Annotated in this window: 18 protein-coding genes; 5 read left to right on the plus strand and 13 right to left on the minus strand. The window is 57.6% G+C overall.

The genetic code is table 11. The features are described from left to right. Window positions 1–245: 245 nt before the first annotated feature. The 10 genes from J0G10_RS25430 to hmpA form a co-directional block, all read right to left on the minus strand. Window positions 246–737, minus strand: coding sequence for a RidA family protein (locus J0G10_RS25430; protein ID WP_034156086.1), 492 nt, complete (start codon window positions 735–737; stop codon window positions 246–248). Between the two features lie 200 nt (window positions 738–937). After that, the gene (locus J0G10_RS25435; RefSeq protein ID WP_127929687.1) at window positions 938–1252 is read right to left on the minus strand and encodes a helix-turn-helix domain-containing protein; all 315 of its coding nucleotides are present in this window, start codon (window positions 1250–1252) and stop codon (window positions 938–940) included. Further along, window positions 1249–1593: a toxin gene (locus J0G10_RS25440; protein ID WP_220556965.1), complete on the minus strand. Its 345-nt coding sequence runs from the start codon at window positions 1591–1593 to the stop codon at window positions 1249–1251. Before J0G10_RS25440 ends, J0G10_RS25435 begins: the two co-directional genes overlap by 4 nt. Window positions 1594–1708: 115 nt before the next feature. Further along, entirely contained in the window at window positions 1709–2596 is an 888-nt protein-coding gene (gene cyoE / locus J0G10_RS25445; protein WP_007916939.1) for a heme o synthase, read from the minus strand. Window positions 2597–2607: 11 nt separating this feature from the next. Then, a complete protein-coding gene (gene cyoD, locus J0G10_RS25450) occupies window positions 2608–2943 on the minus strand; it encodes a cytochrome o ubiquinol oxidase subunit IV (RefSeq protein WP_007916940.1) in 336 nt (111 codons plus the stop codon). Beyond that, complete coding sequence (cyoC, locus tag J0G10_RS25455) at window positions 2943–3566, minus strand: cytochrome o ubiquinol oxidase subunit III (RefSeq protein ID WP_034156084.1); 624 nt, start codon at window positions 3564–3566, stop codon at window positions 2943–2945. The genes cyoD and cyoC overlap by 1 nt, the downstream gene beginning before the upstream one ends. 3 nt (window positions 3567–3569) lie before the next feature. Next, window positions 3570–5600, minus strand: coding sequence for a cytochrome o ubiquinol oxidase subunit I (gene cyoB / locus J0G10_RS25460; RefSeq protein WP_007916945.1), 2031 nt, complete (start codon window positions 5598–5600; stop codon window positions 3570–3572). Between the two features lie 3 nt (window positions 5601–5603). After that, window positions 5604–6545, minus strand: a complete 942-nt coding sequence (gene cyoA, locus J0G10_RS25465; RefSeq protein ID WP_007916947.1) for a ubiquinol oxidase subunit II — start codon at window positions 6543–6545, stop codon at window positions 5604–5606. A gap of 825 nt (window positions 6546–7370) precedes the next feature. Then, on the minus strand, window positions 7371–7880 hold the full coding sequence (locus J0G10_RS25470; protein WP_025109264.1) for a disulfide bond formation protein B: 510 nt from the start codon (window positions 7878–7880) through the stop codon (window positions 7371–7373). A 236-nt stretch (window positions 7881–8116) separates the two neighbouring features. Further along, window positions 8117–9298 carry an NO-inducible flavohemoprotein gene (gene hmpA, locus J0G10_RS25475; protein ID WP_095050665.1) on the minus strand — a complete coding sequence of 394 codons (1182 nt, stop codon included), beginning with the start codon at window positions 9296–9298 and terminating at the stop codon, window positions 8117–8119. Between the two features lie 164 nt (window positions 9299–9462). Between hmpA and norR the strand changes: the two genes are divergently transcribed. From norR to J0G10_RS25500, 5 genes are all read left to right on the plus strand, one after another. Continuing rightward, window positions 9463–11022, plus strand: a complete 1560-nt coding sequence (gene norR, locus J0G10_RS25480) for a nitric oxide reductase transcriptional regulator NorR (protein ID WP_095050664.1) — start codon at window positions 9463–9465, stop codon at window positions 11020–11022. A gap of 313 nt (window positions 11023–11335) precedes the next feature. Continuing rightward, entirely contained in the window at window positions 11336–12238 is a 903-nt protein-coding gene (locus J0G10_RS25485) for a chemotaxis protein CheV (protein ID WP_038362880.1), read from the plus strand. A gap of 27 nt (window positions 12239–12265) precedes the next feature. After that, window positions 12266–12724, plus strand: a complete 459-nt coding sequence (locus tag J0G10_RS25490; protein ID WP_220556966.1) for a GNAT family N-acetyltransferase — start codon at window positions 12266–12268, stop codon at window positions 12722–12724. A gap of 81 nt (window positions 12725–12805) precedes the next feature. After that, window positions 12806–13132 carry a hypothetical protein gene (locus tag J0G10_RS25495; protein WP_220556967.1) on the plus strand — a complete coding sequence of 109 codons (327 nt, stop codon included), beginning with the start codon at window positions 12806–12808 and terminating at the stop codon, window positions 13130–13132. 83 nt (window positions 13133–13215) lie between these two features. Next, the gene (locus J0G10_RS25500; RefSeq protein WP_095050661.1) at window positions 13216–13965 is read left to right on the plus strand and encodes a YkgJ family cysteine cluster protein; all 750 of its coding nucleotides are present in this window, start codon (window positions 13216–13218) and stop codon (window positions 13963–13965) included. Between the two features lie 175 nt (window positions 13966–14140). Here the strand turns inward: J0G10_RS25500 and J0G10_RS25505 are convergent, their stop codons facing one another. The 3 genes from J0G10_RS25505 to J0G10_RS25515 form a co-directional block, all read right to left on the minus strand. Beyond that, complete coding sequence (locus J0G10_RS25505; RefSeq protein ID WP_220556968.1) at window positions 14141–14380, minus strand: hypothetical protein; 240 nt, start codon at window positions 14378–14380, stop codon at window positions 14141–14143. Window positions 14381–14491: 111 nt separating this feature from the next. Next, complete coding sequence (locus J0G10_RS25510; protein ID WP_220556969.1) at window positions 14492–14797, minus strand: type 1 fimbrial protein; 306 nt, start codon at window positions 14795–14797, stop codon at window positions 14492–14494. A 229-nt stretch (window positions 14798–15026) separates the two neighbouring features. After that, window positions 15027–15389 carry a DUF6124 family protein gene (locus J0G10_RS25515; RefSeq protein WP_093430677.1) on the minus strand — a complete coding sequence of 121 codons (363 nt, stop codon included), beginning with the start codon at window positions 15387–15389 and terminating at the stop codon, window positions 15027–15029. Window positions 15390–16583: the final 1194 nt, after the last annotated feature.

A 16583-nucleotide genomic window follows, 5' to 3' on the forward strand; every position in this document is an offset into this window, starting at 1 on the left:
ACGAAAAAGCCCCGCGCTGAGATTCAGTGCGGGGCTTTTTGTTGTCCGGCTTGTGATTCGTGAGGAGGCGAAAATCCTAGCCCCTCACCCCAGCCCTCTCCCGAGGGAGAGGGAGCGGATTTGTGTGATTTTCAAACCTGAGTTCGGCTCGATACTTCAGGTCGACGTACACCTTGAGAGCCCTTCGGTCAGTCCCCTCTCCCTCTGGGAGAGGGCTAGGGTGAGGGCAAGCCGTCAAACCACCCTCAAGCCGAAGGATGCAACGCTACAATCATGTCCACTTCAATCGCCGCGTTCTTCGGCAACTGATACACACCGACCGTAGTGCGCGTGTGCCGGCCGGCATCGCCGAGCACATGACTGAACACGTCCGACGCACCGTTGGCGACTTCGCTCAGGTCAACGAAGTCCGGCGTCGACTTCACATACACCGTCACCCGCAACAACGCCTTGATCTTGTCCAGCGAACCCACCGCATCGACGATCAGCGCCAGGCAACGCATTGCACTGATGCTGGCGGCGGCCTGGGCATCCTTGAGGGTCAACTCCAGCCCAACCCGACCGGGATACTGAATCTTGCCGTGGGTGCGCGGGACCATGCCGCTGATATACAGCTCATCATGATGTCGGATCAGCGGCGCGTAATTGCCGCCGGCGGTGTTCTCACCATAGATGTCGTAGTTCAGCTCTTGGGCCAGGGCAATAAAACGCTCGTCGCAGGTCATCCTCTCAGTCATTTCGCCCAGCCTTATGATCAGTGCATGAAGAACCGCAGGTTAAGACAGATGGGCAACCGCAAATGGCAAGGAGCTATCACTGTCATGGTTGGATCCAAATCTAGGGGGTTTGTTACTGCGCCGCAACCCGCAGTCACGGAAAACAAAAGCCCCACACCTCTTTCGAAGTAATGGGGCTTTAAATTTAAATGACTTTGTCGTTAAACGGCGCTCAGGCGGTCAACCATGTCAGGGAATTTTTCAACCAAACGGATCAACAAAGCAGCTTGAGCATTTGGCTTTGACTTTTCCTGCTCCCAGTTTCTCAGAGTGCTGGGACTCGCCCTGATTCGCTTGGCAAAGACGGCTTGAGACATATGTAACTTTTCTCTCAAAGCCACGATTTCTTGGGCTCCGACTTCCGGGACTGGTTTGTCCTCAAGCACTGTATTGCGCAGGGTAATTTTTCCTTCGCGTTGAGCCGCCATCTCATCAACGCCCTGCATCAACTCTGCAAACAGGTCGCGTTTTTTCATGGGGTACCTCGTGTTTTCAACTCTTTATCTATGGCTTTTTTGAGCGCCTTTTCTTGCTCGGCAGTCAGATTCTCAAGCCCATCTTTGTCGTAAATTGCAAACATCCAGAACTGACCATCATTCATAAGCCAATAATAGATGACCCGCAAGCCGCCTCGTCGGCCCTTGCCACGTCGAGCATCAGCCCAACGTAGTTTTCTGAATCCACCCGTTCGGGGCATCACATCGCCTGCCAACGGATTGCCCTGCATATAAGCCTGCAGTTCTCGGTACTCATCGTCTGTCAGGTAATGACCAACGCTTGTGGTAAATATCGTTGTTTCAAAGAATACGGTTCGCATGTGCAAACTATAGGCAAATCGCCTACAGACAGACTATCAACAAATCCGGCTCCAGATAAACAAAAAACCCCGCACATCTCTCAATGTGCGGGGTTTTTCTTCAAGCCTTTAAACCTTACGGCGCGTACGTCAGCAGCAACTCTGCCGGCACCTTGAAGTCCAGGGACATCATGACGCTCAACGCAGTGATGGTGAAGATCGAGAACACAAACAGCTTGCGTGCCCAGACCGTGTCATCCACTGCCTTGTAGCCGGTCCAGGCCATGTACAACCAGTACATGCCCATGGCCGCAGCCACCGCGAGATAGCTCATGCCAGCGTAACCGCTGAAGGTCAGCATCAAGGTCGCTACGAGGAACGCCAGGATGTAGAGCAGGATGTGCTTCTTGGCCACTTGGATCCCGCGCTTCACTGGCAACACCGGAATCGATGCGGCCAGGTAATCGTTGAAGCGGAAGATCGCGATGGCGTAGGAATGCGGCATCTGCCACAGGCTGAACATCACCAGCAACGTCAGCGCGGCCATGTCGAAGCTGTTGGTTACGGCAACGTAACCGATCACTGGCGGCATGGCGCCCGACAGACTGCCCACCAGCGTGCCGTGAACCGACTTGCGCTTGAGGTACAGGCTGTAGAAGCCGACGTAGATGATGAAACCGATCACCGCGAACAAAGCGGCCAACGGATTGGCCACCTTATACAACAACGCAACGCCGAGAACACCAAGGATGGTCGCGTAGACCAGGGCCAGTTTCAGGGAGATCAAGCCCTGCACCAGCACCCGGTTTTTAGTGCGTTCCATCTTCAGGTCGATGTCGCGGTCGATGCAGTTGTTGAACACGCAACCGGAGGCAACAACCAGGGATGTACCGATCATGGCAGCCAGAAACACCGCCAGATCCACATGCCCTTTCGAGGCCAGGAAAAACCCGCCTGCCACAGAAAGCACGTTACCGAAAATGATCCCCGGTTTGGTGATTTGGATAAAGTGCTTGAGCGACATCGGGTCTTACCTCACTTCGCCATCATGTAGGTGTGGATGCTGAACATGATCCACAACGACAGGCCAACCAGCAGCACGATCACAATGGCCGTAAAGACAAACGCGATCACGTTGTTACGCTGAGCAATGGAGCGGTCCAGGTGCAGGAAGTAATACAGGTGAACGATCACCTGGATCACTGCGAACAACAGAACGATTGCCAGCGTGGTGGCCTTCGGCAGGCTCGGGTACATCACCAGACCGAATGGAATCACGGTCAGGATCACCGACAGGATGAAGCCAATGGCGTACGACTTTACGCTGCCGTGGCCAGCATCATGGCTGTCATGGGAGTGTGCATTAGCCATTACAGAGTCCCCATCAGGTAAACAACGGTGAATACGCAGATCCACACCACGTCCAGGAAGTGCCAGAACAGGCTCAGGCAGCTCAGACGGGTCTTGTTGGTCGCCGTCAGGCCGTGCTTGTTGACCTGGTACATCATGATGCCCATCCAGATCAGACCCGCAGATACGTGCAGACCGTGGGTACCGACCAGGGTGAAGAACGCGGACAGGAAGCCCGAACGGCTAGGACCGAAGCCCTCGGAGATCAGCAGGTGGAACTCGTTGATCTCCATGGCGATAAAGCCTGCGCCCAGCAGGAAGGTCATGAACAACCAACCCAGAACCTGCTGCTTCTTGCCTTTGAACAACGCCAGCATGGCGAAGCCGTAGGTGATCGAACTGAACAACAGCAGAGCGGTTTCGCCCAGCACGTATGGCAGTTCGAAGATGTCGTGGCCCGACGGGCCACCGGCAACGTTGTTTACCAGTACTGCGTACACCGCGAAGATCGACGCAAACAGAATGCAGTCGGTCATCAGGTAGAGCCAGAAACCGTATACGGTCATCTCGCCCGAGTCGTGGTGATGGTCATCGTGCCCATGGTCACCATGGGCGTGTCCAACATTGGTCACTAAGTTCGACATGGTTTAAGCCTGTTCCAACGAGGTTTCAACACGGGTGGCACCGGCCGGGATTTTCCCTGCCGCAACCAGACGCTTGTGCTGCTCGGCTTCGATACGCTCGATCGTTTCAACCGGAACCATATAGCCCTGGTCGTCACGTGCAGCGTGGATCACGAAGTAGATGACGGTGCCGGCCAGGCTGGCGATTGCCAACCACCAGATGTGCCAGATCATCGCGAAACCGAAGACGGTCAACAGTGCGCCCATCACCACGCCAGTGGCGGTGTTGTTCGGCATGTGGATCGGCTCGTACTTGGCCGGACGCTGGTACGCAGTACCGTTTTCCTTGGCTTCAGTGAACGGGTCGATGCAGTCAGCCTTAGGCAGCACAGCAAAGTTGTAGAACGGAGGTGGCGACGAGGTCGACCATTCCAGGGTGTGTGCATTCCACGGGTCACCGTGATCGCAAACGTTCTCTGGCTTGTTGCGGTCGCGCACACTGACGTACAGCTGGATCAGTTGGCAGGCGATACCGACAGCGATCATCACCGCACCGAACATGGCAACGTACAGGTACGGTACCCACTCAGGGTTGGTGGTGGCGTTCAGACGACGGGTCATGCCCATGAAGCCCAGTGCATAGAGCGGCATGAACGCGACGAAGAAGCCCGAGATCCAGAACCAGAACGCTGCTTTACCCCAGCCTTCGTGCAGCTTGAAGCCGAACGCTTTCGGGAAGTAGAACGCGAAACCAGCGATGTAACCGAATACCGCGCCGCCGATGATCACGTTGTGGAAGTGCGCAATCACGAACAGGCTGTTGTGCAGAACGAAGTCAGCACCCGGGATGGCCAGCAGTACGCCGGTCATGCCGCCGATGGCGAAGGTCACCATGAAGCCCAGAGTCCACAGAACCTGGCTGGTGAAGCGCAGACGGCCCTGGTAGATGGTGAACAGCCAGTTGAATAGCTTCACACCCGTCGGGATGGAAATCAGCATCGTCGCCAGACCGAAGAAGGCGTTGACGCTGGCACCCGAACCCATGGTGAAGAAGTGGTGCAGCCAAACCATGAAGCCCAGTACCGAGATCGCGCCCGAGGCGTAGATCATCGAGTGGTGGCCGAACAGTTTCTTGCCGGTGAACGCCGAGATCACTTCCGAGAAGATGCCGAATGCCGGCAGGATCAGGATGTAAACCTCAGGGTGGCCCCAGGCCCAGAACAGGTTGACGTACATCATTGGATTGCCACCAAGTTCATTGGTGAAAATGTGGAAATCCATGTAACGGTCAAGGGTCAGCAGTGCCAGGGTAGCGGTCAGGATCGGGAACGAAGCCACGATCAGAACGTTTGCCCAGGTGCAGGTCCAGGTGAAGATCGGCATGTCCATCAGTTTCATGCCAGGGGTACGCATTTTCAGTACGGTCGCGAGGAAGTTAACCCCCGTTAGCGTCGTACCTAACCCGGATAGCTGTAGCGCCCAGATGTAGTAGTCCATGCCCACGCCAGGGCTGTATTGCAGACCCGACAATGGTGGATAGGCAACCCAACCGGTCTTGGCGAATTCGCCGACGCCCAGGGACAGGTTGATCAGCACTACGCCGGAAACCAGCAGCCAGAAGCTCAGGGAGTTCAGGAACGGGAACGCAACGTCACGCGCGCCGATCTGCAGCGGCACTGCAAGGTTCATCAGGCCGGTGAAGAATGGCATCGCCATGAAGATGATCATGATCACACCGTGAGCGGTGAAGATCTGGTCATAGTGTTCAGGTGGCAGGTAGCCAGGCGAACCCTCGGTGGCCATAGCCAACTGGGTACGCATCATGATGGCGTCGGCAAAACCGCGCAGCAGCATGACCATGGCGACGATGATGTACATCACGCCGATTTTCTTGTGGTCGACCGAGGTCAACCACTCGGTCCACAAGTAGGTCCACTTCTTGAAGTAGGTGATTGCAGCGAACAGCGCCAGACCACCGAGGGCGATCATGGCGATGGTCACCATCACGATCGGCTCGTGGAATGGGACTGCTTCCCAACTTAATTTACCAAACATCGTTTACTCCTCTGCCCCGGCAGCTGAATGCGAACTCGAGTCAATTTCCGTGGCCGCCACTTCTTTCTCTTTCTTCTCGTGCTTCAGCGGCTTGCCCGGCTTCATACCTTCGTACTTGTCGACGATGATCTGGAACTGGTTCGGCGTGACCGAGGAGTAGAGCTCGACTGGGTTGTTCTGGCTCGGTTTGGCAAGGGCCGCGTATTCAGCTTGATCAAGCTGTTTAGGTGACTTCTTGACTTCACTTACCCAGGCGTCGAAATCTTCCTGAGTGGTGGAGATAGCCTTGAATTTCATACCGGTGAAACCCGCGCCGCTGTAGTTGGCGGAGATACCGTCCATTTCAGCGTTACGGTCAGCGATCAGGTGCAGCTTGGTCTGCATGCCCGCCATCGCGTAGATCTGGCCGCCCAGACCCGGGATGAAGAACGAGTTCATCACAGCGTCAGAGGTGATCTTGAAGTTGATTGGCGTGTGCGCCGGGAACACGATCTTGTTGACCGTGGCGATGCCTTGTTCCGGGTAGATGAACAGCCACTTCCAGTCCAGCGCAACGACTTCGATGGTCACTGGCTTGACGTCGGATTGAATCGGACGATACGGGTCCAGTTCGTGGGTCGAAATGTAGGTGATGTAACCCAGGGCAATGATGATCAGGACCGGGATGGTCCAGACTGCCACTTCGATTTTGGTCGAGTGCGACCATTTCGGGGTGTAGACGGCGTTCTTGTTCGACGCGCGGTACTTCCAGGCGAACAGGAAGGTCATGACGATAACCGGCACAACGACCAACAGCATCAGCAGGGTCGCGGTGATGATCAGGTTTCGCTGTTCCAGGCCAACCTGGCCCGTTGGATTGAGCAAGGTCATGTTGCAGCCTCCCAGCAACAACGTGCCGAGCAGCGGCACTAGGCCTAGTAATCTGGGGTACCTGTTTTTACTCATCTCACGACCTCTAAAGCAGCTTGCGCAATGCAGTTGGGTTTTGATCGCCAACACTTCACCCTGCCAAGGGTTGGCATTTTCTTTGGATTGAATAAGGGCCGCCCGTCGCGCGTCAGACGCTCGACAAAACCTGGGACAGCGGTCAGTTCTTATTCGAATTCGTGGTCAAAGGCCTTGTTACAGACCAATTCCATTTGGTGCGGAAAGTTGGAAGGCACCGACACCTGGGTGTCTTGAAAGCCTTTCGACTCACTCGACACCCGACTTCCTGCTCGCCTCCTTAATAAAGGCTGAACAGTGCCGGGAATTCAGTGCGGGCGATTGTAGATAGGTAGCGCCCTATACACCATGTCTTATCCCGAAATAATTTTTATCCGTTCGAGCAACAATGCATCGCCATTTTTGCAAAAGTTCCACATGTTATCGAAATAGATTCTCAACAAAAACACCAAAAAATGTAGGTGTACCCGCGTCAGTTCAGACAGCTCCGAAGGCTATTTCCGAACGCTGGAACAGCGCAAAGCCCGATAACCCAAGGCTTTTGGCCATATACCCGCGCTTGTTAAAACTGCCTGCTCTGGCACTCGCGTGCTAAAGCCGAAAAACCCGGAAACTGACCAATCCTTTTTTGTAACAACGGCCGATTCCGCGTCACTCAATGGCCCTGCGACATGGCGCGTGTGACAACATGTCGCACACTTGACACACCCTTCCTTGCCACCCGTCACGGTGTTTTCACAAACACCGTGAAAAGCAAAACGCCCCGATTGGCTGATCCGCAAATCGAGGCGTTTTCTGTATCGGCCAGACAGCCGATTAGTTGACTCAGCGCAGTGCTTTTCGGTTACGCGAGGTCAGCAGCGGCACCAGGATCACCACCAGCACGAACGCCACCAGTGCCCATTGTGCCAACGACAAGCCAAGGATCGGCGGGTACGGCGTCGAGCAGAAACCGTCAACCTGGAAGCCCAGCGGGAAGATCTTCGCCAGCGGCAGATCATCGACAATCGGCTGCAGCACATCGATGCCGCAACTCACCGCCGGATAGAACTGGGTGTACACGTGATGCCCGGCCACACCGGCCCCGGCAATCGCACAAATCACCACCAACACCTCGAAAACGGTGATGCTGCGACGGGTGCGCATGGCCGCGCCGATGAACGCGAACAGCGCGATCAGCAGCAACGCATAGCGCTGCAAGATGCACAGTGGGCACGGCGCTTCGCCGAGCACGATCTGCATATATAGAGCGCCACCGATCAGCGCCAGACAGATGATCCCCAACAGCACCAGAAAGCGCCGCTCACGGCCCAACCGAATCGTTTCCTCGCTCATCGCGTTTCCCTTTTATGTCCATGGTTCAACCGGCTCGCGGCTGAAGGTTGTCGCAAGTCTACACCGGGGGAATAAACGATAAAGCGGTTAAGAAACGATTAACCTTTAAACAGAATTTAAGAATCGAGACCGCATAACGGCCTTCGCGAGCAGGCTCGCTCCCACATTGGATCTGCGTCGAACACAAATCCTGTGGGAGCGAGCCTGCTCGCGAATGAAGGTGACTCGGTTCTGGATTATTCCAAAGCCGCAGCCGGCCCAAAAAACTCATAACGGCTCTGCTGCTCCGGCACACCCAGCGCTTTCAAATGCCGCTTGATCGCCCCCATGAAACCCTTCGGCCCAAGGAAGTAGGCGTCGACATCACGCTGAGCCGGCAACCACTCGCCCAGCAACTCCTGACTCAACATCCCGACCTTGTCCGCCGCCGGACTCACACCGTCATCCTCGGCGTAGCAATAAAAACGCTTGAGTTGCGGATGACGCTCAGCCAACTCATCAATCCAGTCGCGGAACGCATGCACGCTGCCATTGCGCGCGCAGTGGATAAAGTGCACCGGACGCTCGGTTTCCAGCGCGGCTTCAAGCATCGCCAGAGTTGGCGTGATGCCGACGCCGCCGCTGATCAACACCAACGGCTTGTCGCTCGCGGTCAAAGTGAACTCACCCGATGGTGGGAACAGCTGAATGCTGGCGCCAACCTGCAGTTGATCGTGCAAGTGGTTGGAGGCACGGCCACCCGGTTCGCGCTTGACGCTGATGCGGTACTGACCGTTGTTCGCCAGTGCCGACAGCGAGTAGTTGCGGCGGATCTCCTCGCCATCAAGGATCAGCTTCATGCCGATGTATTGACCCGGTTCGGCCGCGAGAATCGGGCCTTTGTCTGCCGGCTCAAAGTAGAACGAAATGATTTCCGCGCTCTCCTCGACCTTGGCCGCGACGATGAATTCACGCGCCCCGCGCCAGCCGCCGACGGCTTGTTCTTTCTGGTCATAGATCGCGGTTTCGGCGCCGATCAGAATGTCCGCCAGTTGACCGTACGCCGCGCCCCAGGCGCTCATCACTTCTGGCGTGGCGATCTCTTCGCCGAGCACTTCGGAAATAGCGCGGAGCAGACAGGCACCGACAATCGGATAATGTTCAGGGAGGATCTGCAGGGCAACATGCTTGTTGATGATCTTCGCCACCAGATCACCCAACTGGTCGAGCTGATCGATGTGCCGCGCGTACATCAACACGCCGTTGGCCAAGGCGCGCGGTTGATCACCGCTGGCCTGGTGCGCCTGGTTGAACAGCGGGCGGACTTCAGGGTATTCGGCGAGCATCATGCGGTAGAAGTGCGTGATCAGCGCTTCACCGCCGCTTTCCAACAGAGGCACGGTGGATTTGACGATGGCACGATCCTGAACGCTAAGCATTAGGTTGACTCCTGAGCTTCTTTGAAAAGTTACCTTAGGGTTATCAGATTCCGTGCCAACTTATTTTTTCATATAACTCAATAACTTAATAACGATGTAGTCATAACGACCCAAAGGCCTTTATAGTCATCCCGACTACATCTTGTCTCTTTGACTACAAGACCATGACCGCCAAATCCCTGCTCACCGCCCTGCTGCCTTTAGTTTCCGATTTGTCCCGCGAACTGCCCGAGGGCGAGCGTTATCGACGCCTGCTCGAAGCCATGCGCGCCCTGCTGCCCTGTGATGCAGCAGCGTTGTTGCGTCTCGATGGTGAATCGCTGGTGCCGCTGGCCGTGGACGGTTTAAGTACGGACACCCTCGGTCGGCGCTTCAAAGTCAGCGAGCACCCGCGTTTCGAAATGCTCCTCAGCGGAGCCGGACCCACGCGCTTCGCCGCCGACAGCGACTTGCCCGATCCTTATGACGGTCTCGTCGACGGACTCGACGAGCATCTGGAGGTTCACGATTGCCTCGGCTGTCCTTTATTTGTCGATGAAAAACTCTGGGGCCTGATCACCCTCGACGCTCTCGACCCCGAGCGTTTCGAACCGATCGAACTCGACGCCCTGCAAGCCTTCGCCAGCCTCGCCTCGGCCACGGTCAACGCCGCCGAACGTATAGAACGTCTGGCCAATCGCGCAGAAGACGAGCACCAGCGCGCCGAAGTTTATCGTCAGGCCAGCGGCCAGCAGAACCGCGAAATGATCGGCCAGAGCAAGGCGCTGAAAAAACTGGTGGAGGAAATCAATCTGGTCGGCGGCAGCGATCTGACGGTGTTGATCACCGGGGAAACCGGCGTCGGCAAAGAACTGGTCGCCCAAGCGATTCACGCCGCCTCTCCCCGCGCCGAAAAACCAATCATCAGCCTCAACTGCGCCGCCCTGCCCGACACGCTGGTAGAAAGCGAACTGTTCGGCCACGTGCGCGGCGCCTTCACCGGCGCCACCAGCGACCGACGCGGCAAGTTCGAACTGGCCAATGGTGGTACGTTGTTTCTCGATGAAGTCGGTGAATTGTCGCTGACCGTGCAGGCGAAATTGCTCCGCGTTTTGCAGAGCGGCCAGTTGCAACGTTTGGGCTCGGACAAGGAGCATCAGGTCGATGTGCGTCTGATTGCCGCGACCAACCGTGACCTGGCCGAAGAAGTACGCAGCGGTCGCTATCGCGCCGACTTCTACCATCGCCTGAGCGTGTACCCGCTGCGCGTACCGGCGCTGCGTGAGCGCGGTCGCGATGTGTTGTTGCTCAGCGGCTTCTTTCTTGAGCAGAACCGTTCACGCATGGGTCTCAACAGCCTGCGCCTGAGCAGCGACGCCCAGGAGGCGTTGCTCGCCTACACGTGGCCGGGCAATGTGCGTGAACTGGAACACTTGATCGGGCGCAGTGCGTTGAAGGCGCTGGGCAACTGCAAGGTGCGGCCGAAGATTCTCAGTTTGAGCGCGGCGGATCTGGATTTGCCGCGCGAGGTTGTGGATAACTCGGTTGAGGCGGTTGCCGGAGTTGTGGCTGAGATGCCGCTGATTAGCGGGGATCTGCGCAGTGCGACCGAGCAATATCAGCGGCGTTTGATCAGTGCGGCGCTGGAGCGTAATCAAGATAACTGGGCGAGTGCGGCGCGGGAGTTGGGGCTGGACCGAGCCAACCTCGGCCGCATGGCCAAACGACTAGGCATGAAGAGCTAAAAGCACACCCTCACCCTAGCCCTCTCCCAAAGGGAGAGGGGACTGATTGGGGGACATTGCAGAATTCCGCCGACGTGATTGATCTTTACCGAATCCATAATCGACTCGGTCATTCAGGTCGATGTACAACGCCAGACACCTCGGTCGGCCCCCTCTCCCTCCGGGAGAGGGCTGGGGTGAGGGGCTTTGGCTTTTGATCTGCACGCCACCCGACAACTAACCTAAAGCCCAACCTTTTAACGCCGATAACCCGGCATCAATAGTTTCTGGCGATTTGCACCCTCGCCCACCACCTTTTCCACAGAAGGTTCATATGTCCTCCACCAAAGCCCGCGCAGACTCACTTTCGCTTCTGCTATTTACCTTGCGCAGCGGCAAGCTGATGGCGATCAACCTGCTGAAAGTCAGTGAAATCATCCCCTGCCCGCCGCTGACCAAGCTGCCGGAGTCGCACCCGCACGTGAAAGGCATCGCCACCCTGCGCGGTGCTTCGCTGTCGGTGATCGACCTCAGCCGCGCCATCGGCGAACGCCCGCTGGAAGACCCGAACGGCGGCTGCCTGATCGTCACCGACGTCAGCCGCTCCAAGCAGGGCCTGCACGTTCAGGCTGTGAGCAAAATCGTCCACTGCCTGACCACCGACATCAAGCCCCCGCCCTTCGGCTCGGGCGGTTCGCGTGCCTACATCACCGGCGTGACCTCGGTGGACGGTACGCTGGTGCAGGTGCTGGATATCGAAAAGGTTATCCACAGCATCGCCCCGGCGCAGATCGAAATGGCCCCGACCGACCTGAGCATGGAAGACGCCGAGGTGCTCGGCAACGCACGCATCCTGGTGGTCGACGACAGCCAAGTGGCGCTGCAGCAATCGGTGCACACCCTGCGCAACCTCGGCCTGCAATGCCATACCGCACGCAGCGCCAAGGAAGCCATCGACTGCCTGCTCGACCTGCAAGGCACGGCGCAGCAGATCAACCTGATCGTCTCCGACATCGAGATGTCCGAAATGGACGGTTACGCCTTCACCCGCACCCTGCGCGAGACCCCGGACTTCGCCCATTTGTACGTGCTGCTGCACACCTCGCTGGACAGCGCGATGAACAGCGAAAAAGCGCGGCTGGCCGGGGCGAACGGTGTGCTGACCAAGTTCTCCTCTCCAGAACTGACCCACTGCCTGATCGAAGCGGCCAAACACGTCGCCGCCCACGGGCACTGAGTCTTGGCCCAGAGGCATTGTTTTTTGATGCGGCGCGACCTGGGCAAGGACGCGCCGGATGCCCCTTGGCCACAAGACATTGAACTGTGCACGTACTCCGTCGAACTGGCGGCGGATGTGCATGACTTGATGCAACTCGGTTATCGCGAAGGTGGCGGCCGAGTGCCGGTGCTGGACGTTTGGCAGCAGCAGTTCGAAACCGATCCTGAATACGATCCGAGCCTGTGTTTGATTGCCCGTGATGGCGAAGGCGTGGTCGGCGTGGCGCAATGCTGGACCAGTTCGTATATCAAGAATCTGGTGGTGCATCCGCGCATGCAGGGCCGCGGTTTGGGCCGGGCGTTGTTGCTCAATGCATTCAAGGTGTTTAAGCAGCGCCGTGAAGGGTTTGTTGATCTGAAAGTGCTGGAGGACAACCAGCGGGCGCAGCGCTTGTATGAAAGTGCCGGGATGTATGTGGTCCGCCGCGAGCTGGTGCCGGACTGATCGACCGTCTTCGCGAGCACAGGCAACTTCCCTTCTCAGACAGACTCAAACCTTGGCCACCCACGACCAAGGACGCCCACCATGAAAACCTTCACCGCAAGCCTGCTCTGCCTCACCGCCCTAACCTCCCAGGCTCAAGCCTCCAGCCCCGATGCCTGGGCCGCCTACGACAAAACCGTGCTCGCCAGTTGCACCAAGGCCAGCGGCCTGAAAAACGCCAAACCAGTCGGCATCCCCGCACAATTCGATGACCGCGTCGGCTACACCGCCGTTCTGCTGCAAGGCCAATACCCGCAAAAACACATGAAAGGCCAGCAAGGCACCGAGCTTTGCCTCTACAACAAAAAATCGAAAACCGCCTTCGTCACCGAGTGGGACTCGATCCGCCCGACAGCCAAATCCCAGTGAGTGGCGCATAACTTGCTTCGATCCGCGCCTGTGCGGTGGTTTTCCGCCACCGTTTCACACCCTGATTGAAGACAGATCGCTCAATGAATACGACGTTTTCCTGCGTAGGCTGTGGCAAATGCTGCACCGACCACCATGTCCCGCTGACCTTGGCCGAAGCCCGCATGTGGGCGGCGGATGGCGGTCAGGTGATCGTGCTGGTGGAGGCATTTCTCGGTAATGGCCTGGGTTTGCCGGCGCAGCAGCGGGAACATGCCGAACGACGCTCAGCGCTCGTTCGCAGCGGCGCGGCAGACGCCCATGTGGCGATCACTTTCGCCGCGTACAACGTCGGCCCCTGTCGGAATCTTGACGAAGACAAGTTGTGCCGGATCTACGAGCGACGGCCGTTGGTGTGCCGCATTTATCCGGCAGAAATCAATCCGCATATCCCGCTCAACCCTGCCGCCAAGGATTGTCCGCCGGAGTCCTGGCAACAGGGGCCGGTGTTGATTGCCGGCGGTGAGTTGGTCGATCAGGAACTGGTGGAGTTGATTCAGCGCTCGCGCCAGGCCGATCGGGATGACATCGGCATCAAGGACGCGATTTGCGCGATGCTCGGGATTCGCACCACAGCACTGAAAGGGGACGGCTTTACTGCGTACTTGCCGAACATGGATGCGTTTGCGGCGGTGATTGATCAGGTGACCGCGCAGCCGTTGATGACTGCACCCAGTGAGTGGGTGTTTCATCTATCGGGCGATGATGTTGCCGCGCAGATTTTGGCGGCCGGGGCGCAGGTGGTGACGGAGCCGGCGCAGACGTATGCGTTTATCTCGCTACGGGCGGCTTGATCGGGATTTTGCAAAAACCGAACTGGCCTCATCGCTGGCAAGCCAGCTCCCACAGGTATCTCGGGCGTTCACGTAATTTGTGTACGACACAGAACCCTGTGGGAGCTGGCTTGCCAGCGAAAGGTCCGGCACAGGCAGTATCAATCGCCGCGTTGAACGCAGGCGGGAATAAAACTCAGCGCTTGCCCATCGAACGACGGGTGCCCGGCGGCGCCATGCCCGGGGTCTTGGTGTGGCCGTTCTTGGCGCCGTTCTTGTACCACGGCTGGTTCGAGCCTTTGGCAGAAGCCAGTTCGCCCGGTTTGAACGGAAATTTGAACGCCGGGATTTCGGCTTTGATTTCGCTGGTATCGGCCAGTTCAGCCGAGACATCGCTCACAGCGTCGTCAACCGGCGGCAGGGTCGGGGAAGTCATAAAAGCTCCGGAAAGCAAAAAGTCGGGCCCGATCAGTGAGCCGCGAAGGCGCGCAGTATACCTGTGCGCCATGGCTCGGCACCTGAAGATTTGCAGCGCACGCCGAACGGTTTACAGGTAGGTGATGGTGACGATGCCTTTGTCAGTCGAGGTCTTCAGCGCTTCATAGCGCATGGAAATCGGCAGCGACTGATGGCTACAGGCGTTGCGCTCAGTGTCGACATCGACTTTCACGCCGGGCTTGATTTCAATCTGGCGAGACTCACGAGCAACAAACGCCCCGGCCGGCCCGACCTGACAGCCCGAATCAACGATTTGCCCGGTGAAACGGATCTCGCCGGATTGACTGGCCGGCGCGGCGAACGCTGTGAGTGGAAGCAAGAGAAGCACATACGGCAGAGCGGTTTTCAGCTTCATTTCAAGACACTCCCGGGGGTGAACGGCCCAGAGAACCCGGGCTACACAATGTTATCCGCGTGCTGGGACGGATCTTGAGAAGCATAGTTGGCAAATGGGTCCCGAATAGGGACTGATCGGTCCCTTTTTGGGACCGTTATACCGCCATCGCGAGCAGGCTCACTCCTACAATTGGAATGCGTTTTAACTGTGGGAGCCAGCCTGCTGGCGATGAACGATGACGCGGCGTTCAACCCTGAGGATCAACCCGATCCAGCGCCCGGTTTACCGCCAGCTCGGCGAGCATGACGATCTGCTGGATCGCCAGCGCCGTACTGCGCTGCGGGCGACTGAGCTGATCGGCCAGATCACCGGCCATGACATTGGCTGAAGCCAGCGATTCGCAGGCGTGGGCGAGCAGGCTTTCGGTGTCGATGTTCGGGTGGATGAGGAACATCGTACTGGGCTGACGTGGTTTGACTGGTTCGGGGCAAAGGTAGAAATCGAGGGCGCGCTTGATGGCTTCGCGGGTTTTGATCTGGTCGTCGGCGCGGATGGCGTCTTCGAGTGGGGTGGTGGGATCGATGGGTGGATCGGGTACGGGCTTAGTCATTTACTCAGTCCTCACTGATTGGAGCCAACAATTACCGTTTCTCACGCGGCGAATTGGGTGGCAGCTACGTACGGGGTGAGAAACCGGGCAAGGACCAGTACAACCTCCGGCCGGACCGAAGTCCGCCCGTACATAGCCGCCATAAAAATGCAGGCAGCAATCAGCTGGCGCCGATTATGACGGTACTGGTATTGGAATAATACTTAGCCCGGGTTCTCACACCCGATCGCCGAGTTTTCGGCGACAACCAAAGACTAGAGAGCGCACGTCCGACGGACAACCTGAAAACCTTGTGGGAAGGTTCTGGTTATTTGACACAAATTTAAACAGCCAAAAGCCAACCCTCACCCTAGCCCTCCCGAAACGTCGGACCGCCCGGAGGGAGAGGGGACTGACCGTGGTGTTTGGCAGAGCTACGCCGACGTGCGATACCGTGTTGAACTCAGATTCTGAAACAGATCAAAAGCCCCTCACCCTAGCCCTCTCCCGGAGGGAGACTGGACTGACCGAGTTGTTTGGGAGAACTACGCCGACGTGCAATATCGAGTCGAACTCAGATTCTGAAACAGATCAAAAGCCCCTCACCCTAACCCTCTCCCGGAGGGAGAGGGGACTCACCGTGGTGTTTGGGAGAGCTACGCCGACGTGCAATTCCGCGTTGAACTCAGATTCTGAAAGGCCCACAAATCGGCTCCCTCTCCTCGGGGAGAGGGCTGGGGTGAGGGGAAGCACCACCACAAATTCAAAGCCGACCACGCCCCGCTCTTCACCACTCAATAGGCCGAGTGTCAGCTCGCCTGCTCTTGATCTTGATCCACGGGCGACGTCGGAAGGCTGAGCGGAGGGATTGATCCGGGCGTGGGAGCGCAGCGACCGTTTGGCGCAGCCAAACACAGCGAGAGGAGGTGCAGCGAAGCAAACCGTAGGCGCTGCGCCCGGATCGATCCCGCAGCGAAGGAACCCCGAGCCCGAGCGAGCGGGCCGTACGTAGGAGCAAGCGTTTTTTGCTTACTTTTTTAGGCGCTTGTAAAAAAGTGAGTCGCCGTAAGGGCGAAACCCTAAGCCGCCGTTACCGCAGCAACGGATCCACCGCAAAGAAAACTGACAGCGCCGACAGCTAGCCGTCACCCTCCTGACCCCCAAACAAGTTTATAAAGACCCTAACCCTGCCCAAACTCCGTCCGGCGCCCACCC

The organism is Pseudomonas germanica, assembly GCF_019614655.1.
GTDB classification, from domain to species: domain Bacteria; phylum Pseudomonadota; class Gammaproteobacteria; order Pseudomonadales; family Pseudomonadaceae; genus Aquipseudomonas; species Aquipseudomonas neuropathica.

Coding starts and splice junctions, on each gene's coding strand:
- hmpA (WP_095050665.1), bottom strand. CDS start 9,298: ATGCTTAGCGTTCAGGATCGTGCCATCGTCAAATCCACCGTGCCTCTG.
- J0G10_RS25515 (WP_093430677.1), bottom strand. CDS start 15,389: ATGACTAAGCCCGTACCCGATCCACCCATCGATCCCACCACCCCACTC.
- cyoC (WP_034156084.1), bottom strand. CDS start 3,566: ATGTCGAACTTAGTGACCAATGTTGGACACGCCCATGGTGACCATGGG.
- J0G10_RS25510 (WP_220556969.1), bottom strand. CDS start 14,797: ATGAAGCTGAAAACCGCTCTGCCGTATGTGCTTCTCTTGCTTCCACTC.
- cyoE (WP_007916939.1), bottom strand. CDS start 2,596: ATGTCGCTCAAGCACTTTATCCAAATCACCAAACCGGGGATCATTTTC.
- cyoB (WP_007916945.1), bottom strand. CDS start 5,600: ATGTTTGGTAAATTAAGTTGGGAAGCAGTCCCATTCCACGAGCCGATC.
- J0G10_RS25490 (WP_220556966.1), top strand. CDS start 12,266: ATGCGGCGCGACCTGGGCAAGGACGCGCCGGATGCCCCTTGGCCACAA.
- J0G10_RS25430 (WP_034156086.1), bottom strand. CDS start 737: ATGACTGAGAGGATGACCTGCGACGAGCGTTTTATTGCCCTGGCCCAA.
- norR (WP_095050664.1), top strand. CDS start 9,463: ATGACCGCCAAATCCCTGCTCACCGCCCTGCTGCCTTTAGTTTCCGAT.
- J0G10_RS25470 (WP_025109264.1), bottom strand. CDS start 7,880: ATGAGCGAGGAAACGATTCGGTTGGGCCGTGAGCGGCGCTTTCTGGTG.
- J0G10_RS25495 (WP_220556967.1), top strand. CDS start 12,806: ATGAAAACCTTCACCGCAAGCCTGCTCTGCCTCACCGCCCTAACCTCC.
- cyoD (WP_007916940.1), bottom strand. CDS start 2,943: ATGGCTAATGCACACTCCCATGACAGCCATGATGCTGGCCACGGCAGC.
- cyoA (WP_007916947.1), bottom strand. CDS start 6,545: ATGAGTAAAAACAGGTACCCCAGATTACTAGGCCTAGTGCCGCTGCTC.
- J0G10_RS25485 (WP_038362880.1), top strand. CDS start 11,336: ATGTCCTCCACCAAAGCCCGCGCAGACTCACTTTCGCTTCTGCTATTT.
- J0G10_RS25500 (WP_095050661.1), top strand. CDS start 13,216: ATGAATACGACGTTTTCCTGCGTAGGCTGTGGCAAATGCTGCACCGAC.
- J0G10_RS25440 (WP_220556965.1), bottom strand. CDS start 1,593: ATGCGAACCGTATTCTTTGAAACAACGATATTTACCACAAGCGTTGGT.
- J0G10_RS25505 (WP_220556968.1), bottom strand. CDS start 14,380: ATGACTTCCCCGACCCTGCCGCCGGTTGACGACGCTGTGAGCGATGTC.
- J0G10_RS25435 (WP_127929687.1), bottom strand. CDS start 1,252: ATGAAAAAACGCGACCTGTTTGCAGAGTTGATGCAGGGCGTTGATGAG.